Genomic DNA, 22,570 nt, shown 5'->3' on the forward strand with positions numbered 1-22,570 from the left:
TAAGTTAATATTTACCTTTTGCCTTTTCATTTTATTTTTAGTTAAAGAAGGTAAAGCTTTTTTCTTTCACCTCTTTTTATTTTTTATTTCTTTTGCCCTTGCTTCTAATTCCAATAACTTAATAATACCTAAACCAGTAATCGCCGTTAAGAGAATATCTACTAAACCAGTCGCAACAGAAAGGTATCCAGAAAAATAAAGTATCGTTAAACTTATAATCGCAACAGAAAAGAAATAGATAGCAAAAAATCCTAATTTATCATTCATCACTTACCCCTCCCTCGAAATGGTGTCTACTTTTTTCTGTAAGTGACAGAAAATCGACCTCTATTCTCTCTCTATTCAACTAATATGGCTATCTATGAACAGTTCTCTTTGAATTGATAAATATGCCTTTTGTTAATCATAAGCAAATGGATGCTGGATTCCCGGCAATTAAAATATTATCGGGCACTTCCTTTATGACGACGGAATCCGAAGCAACCCTATATCCATCAGCTTCTCCTATTACACAGTCAATTCTATCAAGTTACCTTCCGGGTCCTCAAAGACACTTTCATAATACCCGTCCCCAGTCACACGCGGGCCATTTACAAGCGGGTAGCCATCCTTTTTTAATCTGGCAGTCATTTGGTCAACGAGCTCTTTGCTGCCCAGCGAAAGGGCAATATGAGCCCAGCCTAGCAGTTCAACAGAAGCGGATTGTTCAATATCTGCTCTGCGCATGATTTCTAAGCGTGCAGACGTATCAAATGTTAGAAAATAGGATTCAAACCCCTTCTTTTCATTATGATACTTCTCACCTGCAACCGCCTGAAAATATGTTTCATAAAATGTCTTCATCTTTTCTAAATCCTTCACCCAAATTGCTACGTGTTCTATTTTCATATTTTTTCTCTCCCTTCGGATGGCCACTCTTAACAAGAAATCCAGTCCGAGACTTTGTAATCCATTTAAATAAGTATGCACCTGCTGGATATTGCTTTGTTCGTCATAAGTGCACTTAATTAATATCATTAAATCCATAATAACAGAATTCGTTCCTCTGCTCTTCCATTCTCTACAACAATTATTATGAATACTTTTATTCTACACTTGCTCGATACGCTTCGTACAGGAGCTGCCAATCATTTTTATCTTTTTTCTGTAATTTCTCTTTGAACGCTACAGGGATTCCCCAAAGCAACAACATTTTTGGGTATGCTCTTTGTCACGACAAATCCGGAACCAATCACACTTCCTTCACCAATAGTTACCCCTGGATTGATTACAACATCCCCCGCTACCCAAACATCATCTTCAATCGTAACAGGCGAGGCATATTCTAGACCAGTATTCCTCCCCTCTCTATCAATGGGATGCAGTGCAGTGTAAATGCTGACTCTCGGACCAATCGCAACATTATGAATCTTGTTTAAGTCTAAAAAAATACAGTTAAAATTGCAGAAAAAGTTATTTCCCACATAAATATGCGCACCATGCTGCAATAAAATGGCGGTTTGACAGTATACTGTTTAGATTGGTTTTATTAATACGCCAACGTCTAATAATCCTCGATCCAGCTTATCAATAATATCCTCACCTGTACCACTGAAAATGCTAAACGTTACTTCAGGATAATCTGCAATAAATTCCTCTAGAATCTCTGATAATATTACCACTGCAATTTTTACTAAAGTTATTTTGAAAGTGTACATAAAAAACTTGGTTGCCATCAAGTCATGAAGCAGCAACCAAGTTTGAACTTATGCAACAAGCATCATTTTTCTCATTTGTTTTCTACATTAATTTTCAAGTGATTCCCGAAGCATTTTTACTTCTTCCATGTTGAGGCTTGTTAATTGAGTGATTTCTTCATCCGAATAGTTTCTCTCTAACAGCTTGGTGGCAAAATTCCGTTCCGCTTCTACCCTGCCTTGCTTTATTCCCTGTTCTTTTCCTACTTCTACTCCTTCCTGTCTACCTTTTTCTATACCTTGTTTCATGCCTTTTTCCATGCCCTTTTTTGTCGCCTCTTCCTCGATTTCTCTAAACAGTCTTCCAAACGTCGGGGTATCTCTCAATTTTTCCATTCTTTAGCCATGCGTAATCAGAAAAAGCATGCAGGAAGCGCATCTGCTTTCTTAGGAATTCTGCCTTATCTATTAGGCGGCATCGCGATCCCTTTTGTGGGGATTGCCGGAGAAAGTACTGCTGTTCCAATGGGGATCACCATGGTGATTGCCAATCTTGGCGGGTTGTTAAGCTATCTGCTATTTGTTCGTAAAAATCCTTCAGCTTAACATGCGAAAAGGCATTCCAGACTAATAAGCTGGAATGCCTTTTTCAGCTGTTCTTATCTTTCACTTCTCTTCCGATTCCATCCATTTTATAACGAGGGATGTCTCCACCAAATTCCGTACAAGACTTCTACAGGAACGACTCGCTTCACAGCAGGACAATTTTTTACTTAACTAGATTGATTTCCTTCCCAATAAGGAGCTGCATATCCATATGGGCTAGAACGAGGAAAATTATCAATCGCCAGACCTGTGATGACTCCGCCCAAAAATGGCACGCCATATTGGAAAACTGGGTTTCCATAATACGGGCCTCCAAAACCTGGTCCTATAAAGCCAGGTCCATAAAAACCCGGGCCGAATCCCGGGCCAAATCCTGGGCCGAAAAATCCCGGTCCCCACGGCCCCGGTCCTCCAAAAAAGAGCCGGGAATCCATCATTCCATGTTGATTATATTGCTGTGCAGAAGGCATATGCGTCTCATCCATATTCATGCTCATTCCTTTCTCTTTTCACATCCACTTTTAATGTATGCATTCACCTAGAAAAGGAATGGGCTTGGATTCTCGTTCTATTTCTCAATTGCTATTTAAATAGAAAGACTATAAACCTTATAATATAGAATCGATAAGGTTTATAGTCTTTCTTTAATTATCTACATGTAACAGCACATTATAGAAATCCTTAAATGCTTAGTGCAAGTACAGATCATCTATAATCTGTTCCTCGCTCCAATCTTCAGGATAGTAAGTCGGCCATTGGTCAACTTCTTCCAAAAGTTCGTCTTTGTCATCTCCCCAATAAATATGGAAATGAGAAGATTTCTGTGGTGCGATGATATGGTCGCTGAACTGAATGTTCTGAGGTGCTTCCTCATCGCCTTCTTCTAATTCAAACAGGAATCGGACACCACGGTTTCCTGCTTCATATTCAAGGATTTCGTAGCCGTCATATGCATAGGTGCCTGAATAGGTTTCGTCCCCTTCATGGAAGGTAAACTCCCCATCTTCTGTGATTTCGATGTTATCTACATCCGTTGCATAACCTGTGTCATAATACTCCTTGTACTCTTCAAATGTCATATCGTCACTTTCTTCAGCTCGATGCTCATATACTTCGTCAAGAGCACCTTCTTCAAAGTAAGGGTAGATGGATTTCCACTCTCCAGCCCAGTCCGAAATATCTCTGTCTTCCACATCTTCATCATCAAAGTAGCCTTCATACACATCGCCATCATGGTCATCAATTACTACGGTGACAGGCTCCGTTTCACTGATGACTTCATGGTCTTCACCATATAATGTTGCCTTTATCTGCTGGTGGTTTACTGCTTCAGATTCGAAAGTTTCTCCATCTCCGCCGTCAGCTTCTTCCCATTCCCCTTCATCGCCGCCTCTGACATACCAATGCCAATGACCGTCTCCTTCATCTTCAGCTGAGACTGCTGTAAGATTTAATGTATCGCCAGTGTGATAATGGGCATTGAATCCTTCAATCTCAGCACCGCCAGCTTCTGCATTTTCTTCGGACTCATGATCATGGTCGTGATTGTGGTCCGCTTCTTCGTCTGCCTCTGAATCCTCTGTTGCTTCTTCTTCTGTAGCTGCTGCTTCTTCCTCCGACCCGGTATCTTCTTCGTCCGCAGTATCTTGACATGCTGCAAGCACCAGTGCCAGAAATAATATTCCTGCAATTCTGAGCAAGTTTTTACTCATGCAAATTCTCCCTTTCTTTATGTAAATAGTAACGATTACGTTTTACATGTTACCATCATATTTGAAAGAATACAATAGGGGAATGAAGATAAATTTTTTACTATTTTAAAAAGCGTTAATTTTAGTAGGTTTATTTTGGGTGATTACGTAATAGAAGGAAGACGGGTAACCACCTATCTCCCTCATTACATTGGATATAGTTTTATTATCTATTAGTCAGACCTTAAAAGGCTTGCCTTAAGTTAGCTTCTAATTACTGTTTTCACAGATTGAGCATTCAACCCTAAATTTAATGTGGGTATTTTGTAAAATCACTAAAAAACTACCAAATTTTTCTTGGTAGTTTTTTGATAAGAATTATATAATCTCACTCATTACTTTCTTTTAGTAATTCTTTTACCCTTGGAATAACCTTTTCCCCGTATAGACGAATCGTCTGGAAACGCTGTTTTTGAAGCTGTCCCCCCACACTATAAGCTAAATTAAATCGCTGCACGAACGATAGACTCCGGAATACCGCCCACACCACCAACAACATCCAGTTTAGGATAGATTTGAACATAAACCAGTGACTGGGCGTGAGATTGCCTTTCTAAGTGACAGGTTCATTTTTAATTAATTCATTAAGAAGCGCAATCTTTTCTTCAAAAAGTTCATTGTAGTCTCTTAAACTATAACCAAAAAGCGGGAAGACCCCGTATAGGCTCCACGTCCGATCATCCGCCCGTTTGATAAAGCATCAATTGTCGCAAAACGCTCGTATATCCTCACTGGGTCATCTGAACTTAGAACCGTTACTCCTGTACCTAACGTAATATTCTTCGTTACCAAAGAAAGAGCAGCTAAAACGGCCTCTGGACTTGAAATAGCATATTCTTCACGGTGATGCTCGCCTAAAGCAATCGCATCTACACCATATTCATCCGCTAATTTTGCTTCTTCCACAATGTTTCGTAATGATTCTTCATAGCTCATCCGTTCTTTTGTCTCATCTTTAATAAGCAATATCACCAAATGTATCCAGTCCAAATTGTAACTGGTCAACATCTATATTCAAAATTTTTATTGAATGAATCAAATCATACGTTTGTATTCATTTGGTTACTAAAGTTAGCATAAATCTAACGTTTCTTTTTGGGAAGAAGGCACTTTATTTAAACCTGGTTACTTTTAGGAAACTATATGAAATACAAGTGATTTACGTATACCCTTAGAAAAGAGAAATGCAAAAAAACTTCTACTATCCCCCGCTGACAGGCAGTCATAGTAGAAGTTCTTTCATTGTACTAGAATCGATACGGAACTTTTTGAATCAGAACTAAAAAAAAGCGCTGCGTATCTTCAAATAATTATTGAACTGTATATCCTCCATCCACAGATATTGATTGACCAATGACATAGGTTGCGGCCGGTGAACATAACCAGTGGACAACGGAAGCAACTTCCTCCGCTTTACCTATACGGCGAATAGGGAGTTGGCTGATTAATTCCTCCATTGCATCACTTTCATTAATTAACATATTTTCAACCATTGGCGTTTCAATGATTCCTGGTAGAACTGCGTTAACACGGATGCCTTTTGAGGCAACTTCTAAGGCAGTACTCTTCGTTAAACCAATCACTCCGTGTTTAGATGCGTGGTATACGGAACGGCCAGGAACACCAACAATTCCTCCCATGGAAGAACAGTTAACAATAGCTCCTTCGCTGCCTTGTTTCTCAAATTGTTTCAATTCATATTTCATGCAAAGCCAAACGCCCTTCGCATTAACATCCATGACATTATCAAAAACGACTTCTTCTAAATCAACGGTGTCTGTCACCGGGTTTTGAATACCAGCATTGTTAAATGCATAATCTAATCTTCCAAATGTATCAACTGTTTTTTCTACCATTGCTTTAACAGCTTCTTCGTCTGAAACATCACATTGGATGGATATCGCCTGATAGCCTGCATCAACTAAGGCTTGTGCTTCTTGTTTAGGTTCGTTTATATCCACTAAGGCTACACTTGCTCCTTCTTTTGCAAACAATTGTGCCGTTGTAAGCCCCATTCCACCTTTTGCTCCAGTTGCCAGTGCTACTTTACCTTTCATCGTTGTCATGAAAACCACTCCTTATGATTTAATGAGAATACGCTTGTACCTCTGCGTTATTTTCTCTTACAAAGCAAATGTTAAGCCTTCCAGTCAACTCGAGGTCAAGCGCTTTTATAAAATTTTTTAAATCATATAGTTAATTGAAGCGTTTGACACTCAGAATATATCACGATAACCTATAGTTATATCGAAGTCTATATTATAAAAAAGAAAGGTGCGTAATGATGAAGACATATTCTATCAGTGAGGCTGCTAAAGAATTGAATCTGACTGTATATACCCTGCGTTACTACGATAAAGAAGGGCTTATGCCTTTTGTAGAACGTACAGCTAGCGGGACAAGAGTGTTTAAAGAATCTGATATCCAAACTTTAAATGTCATTGAATGTCTAAAGGATACAGGGATGCCTATTAAGGAAATTAAAACATTTATTGATTGGATTTCTGAGGGAGATTCTACGTTGCAACAAAGATATGACATGTTTATCGAACGAGAAGCTACGGTAGAAGCACAACTGGAAAAAATGAAAAAGACGATGGAGGTCATCAAGCATAAACGGTGGTATTACAAAACAGCCTTGGAGGCAGGAACGGAAGCTATTCATAAAAAAGATGAAACTGAAATTCCTATGGACTAATGTATGTTCAATCATTTTCGGGAAAGAATGATCCGATGGATTGGCAATCAGGAATGGCTATTGTTTTGAAAAGATATGAATATTTTCAAGCGGTGTTTCTGTTTAATTTTGCATAATCAACACTTGTGCTATTTTTAAAAAAGTTATGGAATATGGTATTCTTTGTCATAAGGACGCCCCTCTGTAGTTTGTATGTTTGTTAACATTCTACGGGAAGGTGTCTTTTTTGTTTTTGTATATTATTGGTTAATCGACACTCGTGAATCTAAAATGCTGACGTGGTAAAACCTCCAACTCACCTCCCGCCTATAATTCTTTGGAGTTTTTGAGGAAGGAGCCCTCTTGGCTGAAACAATAGACTATTTCGTATCTGTTCGTATTTTAATGAATCCTATGGTTTATTGTATCCAACTCCTTTCATTACGGCTAATGGAAGAATACCCCTCCTAACCTGACATCTAGTGTATCAGGATTAAATAATGTTTTTGAAATTTTGGATGTCAAATGAATAAAAGGTGTCAAACGGAATTTCTAACACCTGTCACTTTACGATTTTTTGAACATCCAGAAATATATTTCCTCACTCTATCAACATATCGGCCTATCGACAAATTTTTTAATAGATTCTAAAATGGTTGAATAACTATAAAGAAGGAGGAATAGCATTATCTTTTCCAAACAAGTAAAACAAGACTTAAAAAAGCTTCTGTTTGTTTCTATTATTTTGGGAATTGCCCTAACAGGTATGACTATTTCCCATCATGCAGTAGAAGCAGCAAACACGCGCATTTATATCGATCCAGGACATGGCGGAGCTGACCCAGGGGCATCAGCGAACGGTTTACAGGAAAAGGATGTAACGCTGGATATCGCATTGAGAACCAGAGACATTTTAAATGAACAGTATAGCAGTCACACGATTAAACTTTCACGGACGTCCGATGTAACCAAGTCATTAGATGCGAGAACAAATGAAGCAAATAATTGGGGAGCTAACTTTTTTGTTTCCATACATATCAATGCAGGTAATTCTACAGGCTATGAATCTTTTACATGGAACGGAAGCTATGAAAATAAGGAGAGAACCAACGCCATAAGAAATACAATCCACAATGAAACGGTGGAACAAACAGGGTTCACCGATCGTGGAAAAAAAGAAGCCAATTTACATGTCTTACGCGAATCGAGTGCACCAGCCATTTTAACGGAAAATGGGTTTATCGATAATGCAGCAGATGCGGACAAGCTGAAAAGTGCTGCATCTATAGAAAAAATAGCACAAGGGCATGCGGATGGAATAGCCAAAGCGCTTGGGTTGCCTGCGAAATAAGGTTTTGTTCGTTTTCGAAATCTTAAGCAGGGTTAGAGCAAGTGGAAAAAATCAAATATGTTTGATGGAAAACGTACCGCTATCTACAGGGAAGATGGCGGTACGTTTTTTCTGTTCTTCAAGTATAGGTTATACACTTTATAGTATGGATACCGTCTTAAGACATGAAGGGGAAAACTTTACGTTCAAAGTTAATTATTTCCTCATGTTTGTATTTAAACGCCATATTATCTGTATCTGTGAGAATAAAATTTAGGAAAAAGAGACAAAAATAAGATTGCCGGTACTTAGGCTCAAACGTTAAATGGAAAATAGCAAAAAGACTCGTTAATCCTTCATCAAAATCCCCTGCGATATACCTCTTATAATAGGAATAATTATGGTGTACATCTAATTCGTTCCAAATAAATTTGAAAAAATCATAGAAGAAAACATATTTGCCTGCAGTTTCCCAGTCGATATACCATAAAGTTTTTTCCCCTGCTTCATCAGTTAAAAGAATGTTATCAGACCACAAATCGCCGTGTAAGTTGATAAACGGCAAATTTAGAGAAAGCAATTCTGGGGAAACTTTTTCTATTATTTTCTCAAACTGATGGATATGCTTCCCATTTGAACTTGTGTTCAATAAGCGGTTCAACGTTTGATAATCAACCTTTGAATGAAGCGTTAGATAATTGAAATAACTACGATAATCATCATATATTTTTTTCAAAATGAAAGCTTCATCGTTATCTGTTTTATCTTCAAAATGAACGAATTCTTCCATCAACATGTTGTGCTTGGCGTCTTGATTGATTAATGAGGGGATACGGAAGAAAGGTGAAAAATAAGTATAGTTTGCGATTTTCATTTGATAACTTTCTTTATTGGTACAAATGACAAGTACCTCATCATCTGAAAAAATTTTGATATCGCCATTAATACAGAACCATAAGATACTTCCATTGAAATACTTCAGCCTGGAATCTCCTATTTCCAGTGAAAGTTGATCCTCTTTTTTTGTATTTTTAAGGTTATTAACCATAGGATGAGCAGTTTTTGTTGTATTAAAAACAGTTCTAAGATCTTTATCCAACGTATACAGCCCGTTCTCTAAGTAAGCACTCCATTCTATTACTTGGTCTTTTTTCGCCTGGACTTCTTTAATGTATTTTTTAAATTCTTTTGTCATCCGCTACCTCCTAACCTTTCATACTCAGATTCATTGTAATACAGCTCTCTCAGACATTTCATCAAAACAATTTCTTATTTTATTGTATAAATAGACCATTTGACTTTTATACCTATTTTCTGTCTCTGTTGCGCAACAATTACGCCCGATTCTTGCTGCTCTCACTAGATTTTGTTAAATATTCAGATTTTATCGCTTTTAGCTTTTAAAAACTCCTCAAAATCCAGATTTTTATCCACTTCTTGTTCAGGTGTTTCATCAATAATTTTAAGTAACCCATTCTTAGCTGTATTCATCACCACTTTCATGAATATTTTATTTTATCTCTTCTTGTTTCATTACACTATTATATATTCATGTTTCCAACATTGGTATATAGTCGCGGTTATTTGTTTCATCATTTGAACATTTATAGTTATACAGACAATGAATGGCTGCAACTCCTTGAAAGTAAGGAAGTTTTACAGCCTTTTGTAATTATTTATATCAATATATAAAGGAATACACTTCAAGCATGAGGTTGTATCTATGCTTTTATCATATATTAAGCTATAATAGCCACATACTAGCATGTGAAAGGGAGTAAATCAGCTTGACTATAAAGGCAGTTATTCCTTTGTTATCCCGTTAATTGCGGAGTACTCTCGGCTACACACCATTTGAGAAGGAGAAGCATATGGCAGAATTACTAAAAAACAAGTATAATTACGAGTCCGTTCACGAGCTGGCTTTAAGTATTCGATCTGTATATCATTCGTTTCAGATTGATGATTTTGTCAACGACATTATGGACGAAAGATGGAATGAATTAGGATTGAAAGCACGTATGCGGCAAATTGCAATAAATTTAGGAAAGTATTTGCCAGCCGATTATGAACAGGCGCTTGATATCCTTGATGAAGTCATTGCGGGTTATCCTGCAGGATTTAACGACTTTTCTTTCATGTATTTACCAGATTTTGTTGAAGTCTATGGGCAGGATGAACGCCATTGGGATCTGTCAATTGCTGCGTTAGAAAGATATACCTCATCCTCCTCTTCTGAATTTGCCGTGAGACCTTTTATCATAAACCATGAAGAGCGTATGATGTCCCAGATGGCTGCCTGGGCCAGGCATGACAATGAGCATGTCCGGCGGCTTGCCAGTGAGGGTTGCCGCCCTCAACTGCCATGGGGACAAGCATTAATCAGTTTCAAAAAAGACCCATCGCCAGTTCTTGGTATTTTAGAACAGCTTAAAGCTGATCCATCACTGTATGTCCGTAAAAGCGTGGCCAATAACCTAAACGATATTTCCAAAACACATCCTGACCTGGTTGTAGAAATTGCCAAGGATTGGTACGGTCAAAACGAGCATACGGATTGGATTGTAAAGCACGGGTGCAGGACACTTCTTAAAAAGGGCAACAGGGATGTATTGACCATCTTTGGATTTGCAGATGCCGATTACGTGGATGTTGACGCCTTTACGTTAGATGCTACGTCTATTTCCATTGGCGGGAATATGGTCTTTTCTTTTAAGATTGAGGCAAAAAAAGCAACCAAGGTTCGGCTGGAATATGGCATTGATTATGTAAAAGCAAACGGGAAGCGAAACCGTAAAATATTCCAAATATCCGAGCTTTCTTTAAAGAAAAACGAAACGAAGACTTACACAAAAAAACATTCTTTTGCAAATCTAAGCACAAGGAAGCATTATACAGGCATCCATTCGGTTACGCTTATTGTGAACGGCGTCGAGCAGTATACGCTGGATTTTGAATTGTTAGCTGCTAAATAGGCTAATCTTGGATTCCGTTTGAGCGACTTTATCATTTTCAATATGTACTGCTTCTATTCATGTTACTTCACTTTTTATAAAAATATAATAAAAGGCTATAAATCCTTGTAAAGAAAAGGTTTATAGCCCTTTATTATCATTCAATATCTCGACAATACAATATAGTGCAATACCGTTGATATCATGCGGTCTGTAAAAAATAAAAAGCCTTTCTATGAAAGAAAGACTTTTTATCAATTATAAATTATTACTTAACAACGTTAGTTGCTTGTGGTCCACGGTTACCTTCTTCGATGTCGAAAGTAACTGCTTGACCTTCTTCTAATGTTTTAAAACCTTCGCCTTGAATTGCTGAGAAGTGCACGAATACGTCGTCTCCACCTTCAACTTCGATAAATCCAAAACCTTTATCTGCGTTAAACCATTTTACTGAACCTGTGTTCATATGAAATTCCTCCATTGTGCATAATGCACACATTTATTACTTTGGTTGTTCTGATAATAATTCAAGACGATGATATAAATTGTAAAGTTATGACATAAATCCTGTATTGCTAGCACGAACAATTAAGTTATTTATAATATAACACATGTCACTCAAAAAAGATACCATTCTATATATATTTTAAAGACGGTCTTCTTGTGATACAGCCTATACATCAGCAGTAAATTCATTAATTTATTCACTCGACATAAAAATAGGTTAATTTTTATTATTAGACGGTAAAGTTTGCATAAGTTCAAAGAAATATTTAGAATCGCCAGTATTAAAATAGTTATACCAAGATTCTAATGTGTTTGATTTAAAAACATCTAAGCACTCAATGATTTGTTTCGTCCATAGCAAAGCTTCAGTGGAACCAGCAGTAATAAGGTTATTAGATGCAATAGATGGTTGATCTATATAAAAATCTTTCCCTTTATAATCAGAACAAACTATTTCAAGGAATCCTGGACCATTGCTAGTATGGGGGCGATTATCTAATATTCCCAAATTTGCAAGTGCCGCAGTAGCTCCACAGATTGCACATACTGTAGCACCTGCAGTGAGCAGCTCGCTTGCTTTTACGAGAATAGTTTCATGCTTTGGATCATTCCATGTATCTGCACCTGGTAATAACAGCATGTTTGTTTCACTTACCATAATGTCATCAATGAAGCAGTCAGGAACTATTGTCATTCCGCCCATTGTACGGATGGGTTGTTTAGAGTAACTGACTGTTTTAATCAATACTTGATTCGCATCTTCTTTGAAAAATCTCCTGGAATTCAACTCCGCTGTAACATATCCCAGTTCCCAGTCTGCTAAAGTATCAAGTACATAAATATAAATTATTTTCATCATTTTCCTCCATTTGATTGTAATAAATTTACTGTTTGATTATTATTATACTTATCTATTGTTGACAACAATATGGCAACAATCTAGAATGAAGAAATATTTTTCCTGAAAGGTGGTTAACAGATGAAGGTTAGCAGGCTTGTTAGCATTATTATGATACTGCTCGATAAACAACGGATAGGCGCACAGGAGTTAGCAAATATGTTTGAAGTTTCAACACGCACAATCTACCGTGATATAGATGCCATCAACATGGCAGGTATTCCAGTTCGCTCAACATCGGGAGTAGGAGGTGGCTTTGAAATTATGAAAAACTACAAAATGGATAGTACGGTTTTTTCTACTGCTGATATTTCTACTATTTTGACAGGACTTTCTAGTCTCTCCAATATGATACAAAGTGACGAACTGATAAACGCCCTTGCAAAAGTAAAAAGTTTTATCCCAGCGGATAGAGTTGACGAGATTCAATTAAAAACGGATCAAATACATATCGATTTAAGTCAGTGGATAGGTTATAGGAATGTACAATCCTATTTAGAAATCTTAAAAATAGCTTTGCAAGAAAACAAACTGCTTTCGTTTGAATATGCCGACCGTCATGGAAACAGCACGGAACGAGAAGCTGAAGCCTGTCAAATTGTATTAAAGGGTAATCATTGGTATTTTCAAGGCTACTGTTATAAAAGAAATGATTTTCGTCTGTTCAAATTAGCTCGTATATCAAACCTAAAATTAGAAGAGATCTTCTTTACGCCACGAGATTATCAAAAACCACTATTGGATTTCACTGATATTTTGGCAACGATACAAACAAAAATCAAACTTCGTATTCATAAATCTATCATGGATAGAGCACTTGATTATTGTAAATATGAAGATTTTTCACCAGACGGTGATGAGTACTACATTGTTACTTTCCCTTTTGTAGAAAATGACTATTATTACAATATCCTTTTAAGTTTTGGTGATAAATGTGAATGTTTAGAGCCTTTACATATCCGAACAGAATTGAAACGGAAAATACATGTTCTAGCTAATTTATATGAAAATTAAATCAAGCATTTCAATTTTATCCTTATATTGTTCTAGTTAGTTAAATCTGTTTACTTTTATCAAGGTAAAATAGTGACATTTAAAACTATACATGATACGTACATATAACATTTTTCCCACAAAGGAATATGGCTTTGCTCGACCAATTCGGAATGTTTCCAACCACCAAAAAAGACTTCGCCCAGCAATATTTTAAGGAACACGTTTCATTGGTTTGCTTTGTGACAGTGTAACTTGGTGTGTCTTACTCAATTCCGCCGCAATTTGAACACCTGTATTACCAGCACCTACGATTAAAACATTCCCATTAGGTATTTGAGATGGATTCTGATATTTGGAAGCATGAATTTCAAAACCTGCTGTCCCATCATGAACCTTTGAAACACAAGGATTGTGAAAAGCTCCAGTAGCAATAACTACTTGTTTAGCTGTATATATTTTATTTGGAGTGGTGACTAAAAACTGTTTCCTCTCATTCTGAGTTAGTCTGATAACTTTCTCACGATGAACGGGTAATTCATTCTGTATTTTAAACGCAGCTAAATAATCTGCAATTTCATTCTTATCTGGAAATCCTTTGGGGTCGCCCTTCAGATGAAACCCATGCAATTGACTGTAACTTCCAGGAGTAAATAAACGTAATGAATCATAACGTTTTCGCCAAGACATGCCAGTTTGCTCATTCTCATCAAGAATAACGAAAGGAATGTTTTTCTGTTTTAATGAAAACCCCAAAGCTAAACCAGCTTGCCCACCGCCGATTATGATAACGTCATATGTCATGGAATAACTCATTTCTTAATTCTCAATAATCGTAAACTGTTTAATGTCACAAGCAAGGTCGCTCCCATATCTGCAAATATCGCTATCCATAAGGTTAACCAACCAGGAACAACTAATAGTAAAGCAACAGCTTTAATTCCTAAAGAGAAGGTAATATTCTGCTTGATAATCATCAATGCTTTCCGGCTTAATTGAATGGTATATGGTAACTTATTCAATTCATCTGACATAAGAGCAATATCTGCTGTTTCTAGTGCTGTATCAGTTCCTGCACCGCCCATAGCTACTCCGACCGTAGAAGCAGCCAGTGCTGGAGCGTCATTCACACCATCACCAACCATGGCTACTTGTTGATGTTTTTCTCGAAGTTCTTTAATAAAGGTCAACTTATCTTCTGGCAATAAACCAGCTTCGACATCTACAACCCCAACTTGTTGTCCAATCGCATGTGCAGTTCGTTGATTATCACCTGTTAGCATGACTGTTTCGACTCCAAGATGATTTAATTGGCTGATAACCTCTTTAGATGATTCTCTTATTTCATCTGCGACAGCAATGAATGCAAGAATCTCTGTTTCTGTTCCTAACACCATGACTGTTTTTCCAGCTGTTTGTAAAGAGGTAATCTTTTCTTTTTGGTCATTTTCTATTTGGTTATGCAGCTCTTCAAAAAGACTTGGACTTCCTACATAATATGTTTCATGATTTATCTTAGCTTTAATGCCTTTTCCTGTAATGGATTGAAATTCTTCCATAGCTATATCATTGTAATATAAACCTTTTTCTTCCGCCTTTCTTATAATAGCGGAAGCGAGAGGGTGTTGTGATCCTTTTTCAATTGCTGCGGTAATGGTGATTAATTCGTCTTCACTTCGGCTATACGTTACAACATCTGTGACAGTAGGAACCCCTCTTGTAAGTGTTCCTGTTTTATCAAAAGCGATAACTTTAAGGTTTCCAGTCTCTTCTAAATAGACACCGCCTTTAATCAATACCCCATTTTTTGCTGCATTCCCTATGGCAGTAACTACAGCTACTGGAGTAGAAACGACAAGAGCACAAGGACAACCAACTACGAGTGCAGCCAGGCCTTGATAAACCCATGTATTCCAATCTCCACCAATAAATAAAGGAGGAATAACAGCTATTAATATAGCTAAAATAACAATAGCTGGTGTATAATATTTAGCAAATTTATCGACAAATGCTTGAGAGGGTGCACGCTCTGCTTGTGCTTCTTCTACAAGATGAATGATTTTTGAAAGTGTAGTATCTTCCACTCGTTTGGTTACGCTAATTTCAAGTAAGCCTTCTTCATTTAATGTTCCAGCAAATACTTCATCATCTACTGTTTTCGTAACAGGAACACTTTCACCTGTAATAGCAGATTGATTTAAGGTGGAAGTTCCTTTGAGAACAGTACCATCCATCGCTAATTTCTGACCAGGCTTTACAATCATCATATCGTCAATTTCAATGTCATCTACATGGATACTCATTTCTTGATTTCCCCGACGGATTAATGCTTCTTTTGGTGCGATATCCATTAACGATTCAATCGATTGACGGGCTTTATCCATGGAATAGCGTTCCAATGCTTCACTGATAGCGAACAGGATAACAACCGTCGCACCTTCCATCCATTCGCCAATAATAGCTGCACCGATAATCGCAATGGTCATAAGCGTATTCATATCAAATTGTAATCTACTCAGATTTCTAATCCCTTTAATAAAAAGCGTGTAACCGCCAATTAAAATAGACAGTGCATACCCGATTGTTGGTAAAAAATTTTCTTCTCCTAATTGTTTTCCTAAAAACCAGCTAACCAAAAGCAATATGGCTGAAATATAAACCTTTATATTTTCTTTTTGTTTCCAAAAAGGTTCATGATCTACCTTTTGTTCTTTTTCATCTCGAACCTTTAAATTTTCAAAGGATCCTGCTTTTTCAAGCTCTTCAATGGTTATTTGTCCCTTTACATATACTTTTGAAGCTCCAAAATTAACTTCGGCGTCTTCCACCCCTTGTATTTTCTTGACATTATTTTCAAAAGTTTTTGCACACCCGGCACAACTAAATCCTTGAACACGATATGCTTTTACATCTTGTTTAGTTAGTGATTCAGACATTTGCTTTTTCTTCTTTCTGATGGATTAATGTAATCGAAATTAATTGCTTAATATGTTCATCGTCCAATGAATAAAAAGCAAGTTTTCCTTCTTTTCGGTACTTCACAATTTTTTGTTTATGCAGTGTCCGCAAGTGGTGGGAGGCAGTTGCCACAGAAGAGCCTATGATATTCGCAATGTCACATACACACAACTCATCGTCTATACATAAGGCATAAGAAATTTTTGTTCTATTTTCATCTGCAAGTACTTTGAACAATTGAGAAACATGAGATAAGTCTTCTCTTTGTAATTCTTCTTGTATACGATTGACTTTTTCCTCGTCATAACAATACACTTCACACATATCTTTTTTAACCAAAGTAATCACTCCACCTTCATTCAAATACTCATTTGAATATATAGTATCTTATTCACGAATTTCATTCAAGTATATATTTGAATAAAGAGGTGAAATACTTTAATGGAATTTTGGTTTTTAAAAAGAAAAAACGACCTTCTGGCGGAGAACATTCTCTACCTAAGGTTGTTAAGATATTTTAATAATAACTCTAATTTTTCACGTATTAAAACTTAAAAAGCTGTCTATTCGTCCACTTCATTGACTTTATCATCAAAAAAAGAGCCACGCTTTTATACAGTAACCCTACTTCCCTGCCTATTCCTTTTGCGGGATTTTGGCGGGGAATCTATTGATTTTTAATCATTTCTTCCATTTTATGTCTCCCTAAAATACTGCCAAATTAACGTTTTCACTTCAAATCATACTAGTGAATTATTCTCACTCAATTGTCGGTGAGCTACCTAGAACCCTTGCCATCACTATTTTCAGCTAAATTTTTCTCTATGGCAGGTTTTTGGCAAAGAACCAATTCCATCTTAATGTATTGATTTCCATTGAAATCCACATAAGTTTCCTTAGAAAGATTAAACTGAATATTCACTGGCATTTTTTTAGCAAGTGGCTCATCATTTCTACTCCATTAATACGCATAATGTTTTATAGTTATTTCTGGCGAGCTCTCTAGGCTGATTAAACAGCTTGATAGACTGGATTTACTTATATTAGACATTCCTCTCCTTAAAGAAGGTGCAGAGTTATTGTTTCAGGTAATCTCTATGTGTTGTGAAAATAAAAGCTTGGTGATTACTACTAACCTTCCATTTGGGCAATGGAATCATGTTTTAGGAGATCCAATATTAACTGAAGCGGTGATTGGCCGGCTTATTCATCATTCACATTTACTCCTTTTTTAACCGTGAAAGTTTCCGTTACAAAGAATCATTCATACAGCAATAATTCGGGACAGCAAGGGACATACATTTTTACTTGCCAAATACAGCCAGCTGCACAGTCAAATCACCTTCTTTTTAAATAAGATATAAAACAACACATCAAAATTTCACGTAGGAGGGGGTGAAATACCGTTGAATGAAAGCTATTATCATAGTAGAAAGCTACGCGGCAGGGATTCTTGTTCAAATTGCCACTGCCATCATTGCAGTAAAGAGCGCAAAAAAATTCATGAGGGAAATAAAAATAACACATCCAATACAAATACCTTTAATCCTATATTTAATCCATCCATTACAGTCAATATATCCCCTGAATATACACCAACCCCCATAGGAGTGGAGACGGTCCAATACCTTACCCTTGCCGAAGAAGGGAAAAAGGTTTATACGAATAAAGATGCATTAAAGCAATATGGAAGCAGTGATATACTTGATCCGGACAATGTTTCCACTCTTAATTTATTTGTCAATGGAGTGTTGCAACCCCCGTCCATTTACACTGTCGAGGAAGGTATTCTTCACTTAGAGTCCAGTGACCTCCCTCCAAAGGATGCCCCAATTACGCTTCTGTTTGTCACGGTTAAAGGATAATATTACCTTGCTATGTAATAAATATGCCTTTTTTAATGGGGCATTTTGTTAACTTTCAATACGAACTAATTCGTCTGACCAAGCATTTCCAACTCCTCTTCATAGAATAAAATGTGGTTGATATAAAATGGAGGTGAAAATGAATATGGCACTTCAATTAATGAAAATCGCTATTAGCGGTACAATTGACACAGATGTTAATCCTGAGTCCGCAAAATTCTTTTACATCACAACAGAAGATACAGCAGCAGGAAGTACCTTATCTATTGATGCTGCAAGTTTCCTGGGGGATGATGGTGAAGCGGTAACGACACTTCCAGAACTTGCAGAAGATAATAGTTATTTCACTGTGGAAATTAACGGTGTTGAGCAAATGCAAGGCATATCAACATATACACCAGGTGCTACAGGGACTGGCTCATTAGACATTGCTGTTCCTGCTGGCGGAGGGTCCATTCCAGCAAACCAAACTGTTATCCTGCAAGTTGTTAATTTCGCAGCAACATCCTCAGGGACATTTGACACCTAGAATATAAGTACTCCTTTGTGCCCGCCAGATACTGGCAGGGCACAAAGAAATTTATCTATTTTCATCATAAATACCTCATATAAGAAAAGGTCTGTTTAGATTACCGCACTTTTTTGGAAGTTTGAATACATTATACTGTCATGCTTTTTAATTTCCATTAAAGAATACGAGGGGGATTAGTTATGAGTATTGAATTCTTTACATTGGGTCCGACAGCTATTCAAATATATGAGGCAGGAGAGCAAAACCCGCAAAAAGCAAAACGAATGGTTTATGGACAGGCTACATCAAATGCAAATGGGATAGCTACACTTTATTTCACAGACAATGGATTAGCAGATGGAAATCCATTATTAGATACGATTGATTATGCGGTATCGAGCGTATATTCAACAAATGCTACGATAAATGCAAGACCAAGAGTGCAAATGCGTGAGAAGAACATTACGGGAAAATATGTTTCGGCCAATGTTACAAATATTAGTGGTGTAACCGTTCTAGGCATAAGTGTATTGGGTTCGGAAAATCCAGTGAGCGGGATTGTTGTGGATTTTATGATTTTGGGTAGTTTTCATAACTAAGATAGACCTTCTCTGAATAGAAAAGTATCAGTAAATGTACTTGTTCGAGTATCATATCATGGGGTGTTTTATTTTGTTCCATTAATTTTGGATAGTATAAACAACAGATAGTGAATAAATTGAAATCATGAAGTAATACAGCAATGATTCTACCTATAATACGAATGGTGATGAGATTATTGGAAATATAATGCCGGCAAAAACGAGTAATAAAGAGCATAATAATGATTGTTCAAACTATAATATTTAACATATAAAAAAATATTAAATGCTATCAAAGTCTATAAGAGGTTAAGATTGAGTATTATGTGCTTTTTCCTCATGGAAAACTGGGGTGTGTTAAACAAAGAAAAACAATGGTTGTGTTTTAATGTGTGATTTGGAGCGTATTAATTATCAATTTCAAGAAGCTTTTGGGTCATATCAGAATATCATTTAATGTATATTGATACTTGGTTTTAGCTAGATTGAGTATTGCCATGAAGGAGACCCAGGTGTGCCATCTTTTTGACCCGCTTCTGCCATAAGTGCACCCAGTGTAGTCTTAACTCCACCCCCCTTGAACTTGTTTGTGTCCCTGGTAGTGAAATTTATAGCGGATAGCAAAAAACAAACCTTTTATGGCTCTATCCGCATCAATAGCGTACCCTGGACAATCAATTCTATGCTCTGCTGGCGGGGCCGGTTCCCTTCCAGCATTCACTAAGAATTGGCACGGCGGTAAAGAGCAAGTAAATGACACTGCGGTTAATAGGTTCTAATCCTTTAGTTGGATGGATCAATTTTTTGTCGCATGCGGGTCAAAAAGATCATATATCTAGAATGAGTTTTGTTATTTTTTACTGTTGCCATTGTACCGGTATGACTGTCATTAAGTATTTTCTCAATACTTTTTTATATTGACTCACATTTAATCGCTCCTTATTTAATGATGATAACACTGTGTAAAAGCAACATCAGGAAACTTGCATGTCATTCAATGAACTAACAACACGATGAACCATTTGCTCACCAGCTTCTTCCCATCTGCTTTTATCCAATATGTTACCATCTTTATCTACAGGATTCTGGAATTGATTAAATCCTGTTGCCGTTAATAAAGAATTTTCATCCCAATCCAGTCCTATATTCACAACATGTTTGATGACATATGGTTGTCCAAATTGAATATATGCATTTGGGCGATCCAGTTCTCCATGCAAAACGTTAAAGGGGACTCTTATGTAAATTGTTTCTCCACCTTCTCGGCATAAATTCATATCAAACTTTCCGTGGGTGTATTCAAAATTACTGCAGAAGGTAAATCCATTAGCATCAAATACATTACGCACTTCACCAAAATATACCTTTTTGCCTTCAATATCAGTCTGTAATTTCAGCATATTTTCACTCCCTTTTTTGATAACTAGTATTAACATATTTAAATAAAAGATACCCATGAGTTATGCTAAACACTTAGTTATATATTAACTATCTTTTATTGATGTTCATGTAAAATATTCAATTCTTGATTCAAGAAAATAATGATGAATATAGCCCCCAATTGTATCTTTGATATCTTCCTGTTCTGCGACTTTCACTCCTGCTTCAACGCGCTCGTTCAGTCTAGATTTACCAGGATCAATAAACTTAATAATGAAATTATTATTGATACTGAATCGAAAATATGTCCTGCCATTATGTTTGGCATCGAGAAGATGGTACACATACGCAAACTTGGTTACAAAACGATGCTTGCCATACTTCGAATTACCAAAATATTAAATTGCTCGTTTAAGCGTAAGAGTTAAATGATCTATACCAACAATATATGATGTACAGAAGACTTCAAATTTTGTAAATTCAAGAGCCCTCTCCTCCATATAAAATTCTGCTGCCTCAAAAATCTCGTTAACATATGTCACATGGCTTGCTGCTCATCATTGTTTGTATATAACCAAAATGACAATGACCAATACAACCTGTTGCAAAGGGAATAGTATATTCTGCTGATGGCTTAGATGTACCGAATTTTAAGGTTTTTCGAATTCTGATAACAAGAGTTGATTTAGCCGTACAATATTTTTGGGAATGGTTTTCACCAGGTAAATTACGGATTTGATTATGTGATGTTATTTTTCTGGTTAATCCCTATCTTTTCAAATTTAGATACAAATTCTTTCCCAAGTGGGTATTCTAGTGCTTTAGGTTCCACATAAACAAGTTGAGAAATAAAAAGTTTAACCATAGAACTCCCCGGAAAAAAACAGCCAATTCATTGGGGTTATCTGGATTTCCAAAAACTGCTGCTTGTTGGGCTTGGGCAACATTCTAAGCTTGAGGATATACATAACTTCGCCTGGCCTATATGTTTGATTGATGTCCATTTTCTCACTATCTTTCTTCATTTAATATTAATCATCCCTCAAGGCGTATATTTTATGACGAAAGGATTTCATTTAGAATGATATGAAACAAAATGGTAATACTAATAAACTGGGGAAGGTAGTGTTAAAAGAAATGTGAAGGCTTGACATGAAGTCTCTACAAGCATGAATTACTACGCAAGAACGTAGCTAATCCTTGTTGCGTAAGGCTTTACAGTTTATCATGCTTGTGGCTCCAAGTAAAGTCTCACTGAAAAAACTTGTATGACTTCCTATATTTAAGGAGGGGGATATTTTTTTGTTAACAGTCCCTTTCATATCAATGCTTTGACTAATTTTTATTAAAAACTTTTGACAATACCATGGAAAAATAGGGGTGTTTTTATGAACGTTTTCCTTGTATTAATAAGTATATTGATTCCACTTGCAATGTACTTCCTGCGAAAAAAATGGGATAAATTGCATTTCATTTTTAATCTTATTACCCTTGTATCAACGCTTGTCTTTGGAAATATTGTTTCTGTCTCCATTTATCAAATTATTAAAGATAAAACCGTATTTATGACAAATATCCATGCCATTTTCCTCAATCCCTTTTTCTTAATTGCCGGTGCTTATTTAGGTATATATATTATTTATCAGTTGTTGAATGTAACCTTGAAAAGTTAATTGATTCTATTGAAATGGCGTTTAGGACAGATGATAACATTGAATACAAGCTGTACTACGAGGTGAAATAGTACCTTAAAACGTATAGCATTAAAATTCATTGGTTATTGTCAATTTCGAATATGAAGGCAAATAATATGGTTATAGCCGACAAACTGGCGCTTTAAGCGTATAACGTTGCGCGAGAAAAGGAACATTTAACGGCATAAA

Annotated in this window: 26 protein-coding genes and 3 pseudogenes; 10 read left to right on the plus strand and 19 right to left on the minus strand. The window is 36.6% G+C overall.

Going from position 1 to position 22,570, the window contains the following annotated elements; translation table 11 throughout:
• Positions 1-66: 66 nt before the first annotated feature.
• The 5 genes from ACZSMY_RS09635 to ACZSMY_RS09655 all read right to left on the minus strand — a co-directional run bounded on the left by ACZSMY_RS09635 (position 67) and on the right by ACZSMY_RS09655 (position 2,072).
• Positions 67-267: a hypothetical protein gene (locus tag ACZSMY_RS09635; protein WP_212929590.1), complete on the minus strand. Its 201-nt coding sequence runs from the start codon at positions 265-267 to the stop codon at positions 67-69.
• A gap of 240 nt (positions 268-507) precedes the next feature.
• Positions 508-888, minus strand: coding sequence for a VOC family protein (locus tag ACZSMY_RS09640; protein ID WP_212929591.1), 381 nt, complete (start codon positions 886-888; stop codon positions 508-510).
• 245 nt (positions 889-1,133) lie between these two features.
• Positions 1,134-1,463, minus strand: coding sequence for an LbetaH domain-containing protein (locus ACZSMY_RS09645; protein WP_246529058.1), 330 nt, complete (start codon positions 1,461-1,463; stop codon positions 1,134-1,136).
• 51 nt (positions 1,464-1,514) lie between these two features.
• Positions 1,515-1,661 (minus strand): LysR substrate-binding domain-containing protein, encoded by a 147-nt coding sequence (locus tag ACZSMY_RS09650; RefSeq protein ID WP_246529059.1) that lies wholly within the window; start codon positions 1,659-1,661, stop codon positions 1,515-1,517.
• 123 nt (positions 1,662-1,784) lie between these two features.
• Positions 1,785-2,072 carry an RpnC/YadD family protein gene (locus tag ACZSMY_RS09655; protein ID WP_212929592.1) on the minus strand — a complete coding sequence of 96 codons (288 nt, stop codon included), beginning with the start codon at positions 2,070-2,072 and terminating at the stop codon, positions 1,785-1,787.
• Between the two features lie 9 nt (positions 2,073-2,081).
• Between ACZSMY_RS09655 and ACZSMY_RS09660 the strand changes: the two genes are divergently transcribed.
• On the plus strand, positions 2,082-2,282 hold the full coding sequence (locus ACZSMY_RS09660; RefSeq protein WP_332094236.1) for a hypothetical protein: 201 nt from the start codon (positions 2,082-2,084) through the stop codon (positions 2,280-2,282).
• 167 nt (positions 2,283-2,449) lie between these two features.
• On the opposite strand, the gene ACZSMY_RS09665 is transcribed toward ACZSMY_RS09660, so the two are convergent.
• The 5 genes from ACZSMY_RS09665 to ACZSMY_RS09685 form a co-directional block, all read right to left on the minus strand.
• Complete coding sequence (locus tag ACZSMY_RS09665; RefSeq protein ID WP_212929593.1) at positions 2,450-2,779, minus strand: hypothetical protein; 330 nt, start codon at positions 2,777-2,779, stop codon at positions 2,450-2,452.
• Between the two features lie 192 nt (positions 2,780-2,971).
• Positions 2,972-3,994, minus strand: a complete 1,023-nt coding sequence (locus ACZSMY_RS09670) for a ZinT family metal-binding protein (protein ID WP_212929594.1) — start codon at positions 3,992-3,994, stop codon at positions 2,972-2,974.
• Positions 3,995-4,361: 367 nt separating this feature from the next.
• Positions 4,362-4,490, minus strand: a complete 129-nt coding sequence (locus ACZSMY_RS09675; protein ID WP_256705946.1) for a hypothetical protein — start codon at positions 4,488-4,490, stop codon at positions 4,362-4,364.
• 170 nt (positions 4,491-4,660) lie between these two features.
• Positions 4,661-5,005, minus strand: a complete 345-nt coding sequence (locus ACZSMY_RS09680; protein ID WP_256705945.1) for an LLM class flavin-dependent oxidoreductase — start codon at positions 5,003-5,005, stop codon at positions 4,661-4,663.
• A gap of 338 nt (positions 5,006-5,343) precedes the next feature.
• Positions 5,344-6,099: an SDR family NAD(P)-dependent oxidoreductase gene (locus tag ACZSMY_RS09685; RefSeq protein WP_455725572.1), complete on the minus strand. Its 756-nt coding sequence runs from the start codon at positions 6,097-6,099 to the stop codon at positions 5,344-5,346.
• 218 nt (positions 6,100-6,317) lie between these two features.
• On the opposite strand from ACZSMY_RS09685, the gene ACZSMY_RS09690 reads away from it, so the two are divergent.
• Both ACZSMY_RS09690 and ACZSMY_RS09695 read left to right on the plus strand, forming a co-directional pair.
• Positions 6,318-6,731 (plus strand): MerR family transcriptional regulator, encoded by a 414-nt coding sequence (locus tag ACZSMY_RS09690; RefSeq protein ID WP_256706289.1) that lies wholly within the window; start codon positions 6,318-6,320, stop codon positions 6,729-6,731.
• Between the two features lie 745 nt (positions 6,732-7,476).
• Positions 7,477-8,058 (plus strand): annotated as a pseudogene (locus ACZSMY_RS09695) (N-acetylmuramoyl-L-alanine amidase family protein); the annotation flags it as partial.
• Positions 8,059-8,218: 160 nt separating this feature from the next.
• Here ACZSMY_RS09695 and ACZSMY_RS09700 read toward each other — a convergent pair.
• Positions 8,219-9,235, minus strand: a complete 1,017-nt coding sequence (locus ACZSMY_RS09700) for a phosphotransferase (RefSeq protein ID WP_465147701.1) — start codon at positions 9,233-9,235, stop codon at positions 8,219-8,221.
• 676 nt (positions 9,236-9,911) lie between these two features.
• Here ACZSMY_RS09700 and ACZSMY_RS09705 point away from each other — a divergent pair.
• The gene (locus ACZSMY_RS09705) at positions 9,912-11,015 is read left to right on the plus strand and encodes a DNA alkylation repair protein (RefSeq protein ID WP_256705941.1); all 1,104 of its coding nucleotides are present in this window, start codon (positions 9,912-9,914) and stop codon (positions 11,013-11,015) included.
• A gap of 247 nt (positions 11,016-11,262) precedes the next feature.
• Here the strand turns inward: ACZSMY_RS09705 and ACZSMY_RS09710 are convergent, their stop codons facing one another.
• Positions 11,263-11,460 (minus strand): cold-shock protein, encoded by a 198-nt coding sequence (locus tag ACZSMY_RS09710; protein ID WP_042532689.1) that lies wholly within the window; start codon positions 11,458-11,460, stop codon positions 11,263-11,265.
• A gap of 258 nt (positions 11,461-11,718) precedes the next feature.
• Positions 11,719-12,357 (minus strand): type 1 glutamine amidotransferase family protein, encoded by a 639-nt coding sequence (locus tag ACZSMY_RS09715; protein ID WP_256705940.1) that lies wholly within the window; start codon positions 12,355-12,357, stop codon positions 11,719-11,721.
• A gap of 123 nt (positions 12,358-12,480) precedes the next feature.
• On the opposite strand from ACZSMY_RS09715, the gene ACZSMY_RS09720 reads away from it, so the two are divergent.
• Positions 12,481-13,413 (plus strand): helix-turn-helix transcriptional regulator, encoded by a 933-nt coding sequence (locus tag ACZSMY_RS09720; RefSeq protein WP_212929579.1) that lies wholly within the window; start codon positions 12,481-12,483, stop codon positions 13,411-13,413.
• A 192-nt stretch (positions 13,414-13,605) separates the two neighbouring features.
• Here ACZSMY_RS09720 and ACZSMY_RS09725 read toward each other — a convergent pair whose 3' ends face one another.
• From ACZSMY_RS09725 to ACZSMY_RS09735, 3 genes are read right to left on the minus strand one after another with little or no spacing between them, the layout of a single operon-like run.
• Positions 13,606-14,196, minus strand: a complete 591-nt coding sequence (locus tag ACZSMY_RS09725) for an NAD(P)-binding domain-containing protein (RefSeq protein ID WP_455725570.1) — start codon at positions 14,194-14,196, stop codon at positions 13,606-13,608.
• 8 nt (positions 14,197-14,204) lie between these two features.
• Complete coding sequence (locus tag ACZSMY_RS09730; protein ID WP_465147702.1) at positions 14,205-16,328, minus strand: heavy metal translocating P-type ATPase; 2,124 nt, start codon at positions 16,326-16,328, stop codon at positions 14,205-14,207.
• Positions 16,321-16,689, minus strand: coding sequence for an ArsR/SmtB family transcription factor (locus ACZSMY_RS09735; protein WP_042532685.1), 369 nt, complete (start codon positions 16,687-16,689; stop codon positions 16,321-16,323). The genes ACZSMY_RS09730 and ACZSMY_RS09735 overlap by 8 nt, the downstream gene beginning before the upstream one ends.
• A 653-nt stretch (positions 16,690-17,342) precedes the next feature.
• Between ACZSMY_RS09735 and ACZSMY_RS09740 the strand changes: the two are divergent.
• The 4 genes and pseudogenes from ACZSMY_RS09740 to ACZSMY_RS09755 all read left to right on the plus strand — a co-directional run.
• Positions 17,343-17,628 (plus strand): annotated as a pseudogene (locus tag ACZSMY_RS09740) (ATP-binding protein); the annotation flags it as partial.
• Between the two features lie 128 nt (positions 17,629-17,756).
• Positions 17,757-18,215, plus strand: a complete 459-nt coding sequence (locus tag ACZSMY_RS09745) for a DUF4183 domain-containing protein (protein WP_175297041.1) — start codon at positions 17,757-17,759, stop codon at positions 18,213-18,215.
• Positions 18,216-18,360: 145 nt separating this feature from the next.
• Positions 18,361-18,744, plus strand: a complete 384-nt coding sequence (locus ACZSMY_RS09750) for a DUF4183 domain-containing protein (protein ID WP_042536064.1) — start codon at positions 18,361-18,363, stop codon at positions 18,742-18,744.
• A 182-nt stretch (positions 18,745-18,926) separates the two neighbouring features.
• Positions 18,927-19,325: a hypothetical protein gene (locus ACZSMY_RS09755; RefSeq protein ID WP_256705934.1), complete on the plus strand. Its 399-nt coding sequence runs from the start codon at positions 18,927-18,929 to the stop codon at positions 19,323-19,325.
• A gap of 956 nt (positions 19,326-20,281) precedes the next feature.
• Here ACZSMY_RS09755 and ACZSMY_RS09760 read toward each other — a convergent pair.
• From ACZSMY_RS09760 to ACZSMY_RS09770, 3 genes and pseudogenes are all read right to left on the minus strand, one after another.
• On the minus strand, positions 20,282-20,707 hold the full coding sequence (locus tag ACZSMY_RS09760; RefSeq protein WP_193063145.1) for a YugN family protein: 426 nt from the start codon (positions 20,705-20,707) through the stop codon (positions 20,282-20,284).
• A 183-nt stretch (positions 20,708-20,890) separates the two neighbouring features.
• Positions 20,891-21,552 (minus strand): annotated as a pseudogene (locus tag ACZSMY_RS09765) (spore photoproduct lyase family protein); the annotation flags it as partial.
• Positions 21,545-21,712, minus strand: a complete 168-nt coding sequence (locus ACZSMY_RS09770; RefSeq protein WP_193063143.1) for a hypothetical protein — start codon at positions 21,710-21,712, stop codon at positions 21,545-21,547. The gene ACZSMY_RS09770 and the pseudogene ACZSMY_RS09765, both read right to left, overlap by 8 nt.
• A gap of 363 nt (positions 21,713-22,075) precedes the next feature.
• On the opposite strand from ACZSMY_RS09770, the gene ACZSMY_RS09775 reads away from it, so the two are divergent.
• Positions 22,076-22,360 carry a transposase gene (locus ACZSMY_RS09775; protein ID WP_193063141.1) on the plus strand — a complete coding sequence of 95 codons (285 nt, stop codon included), beginning with the start codon at positions 22,076-22,078 and terminating at the stop codon, positions 22,358-22,360.
• The last annotated feature ends 210 nt before the right edge of the window (positions 22,361-22,570 follow it).

It is taken from the genome of Oceanobacillus sp. B139/18, assembly GCF_055524595.1.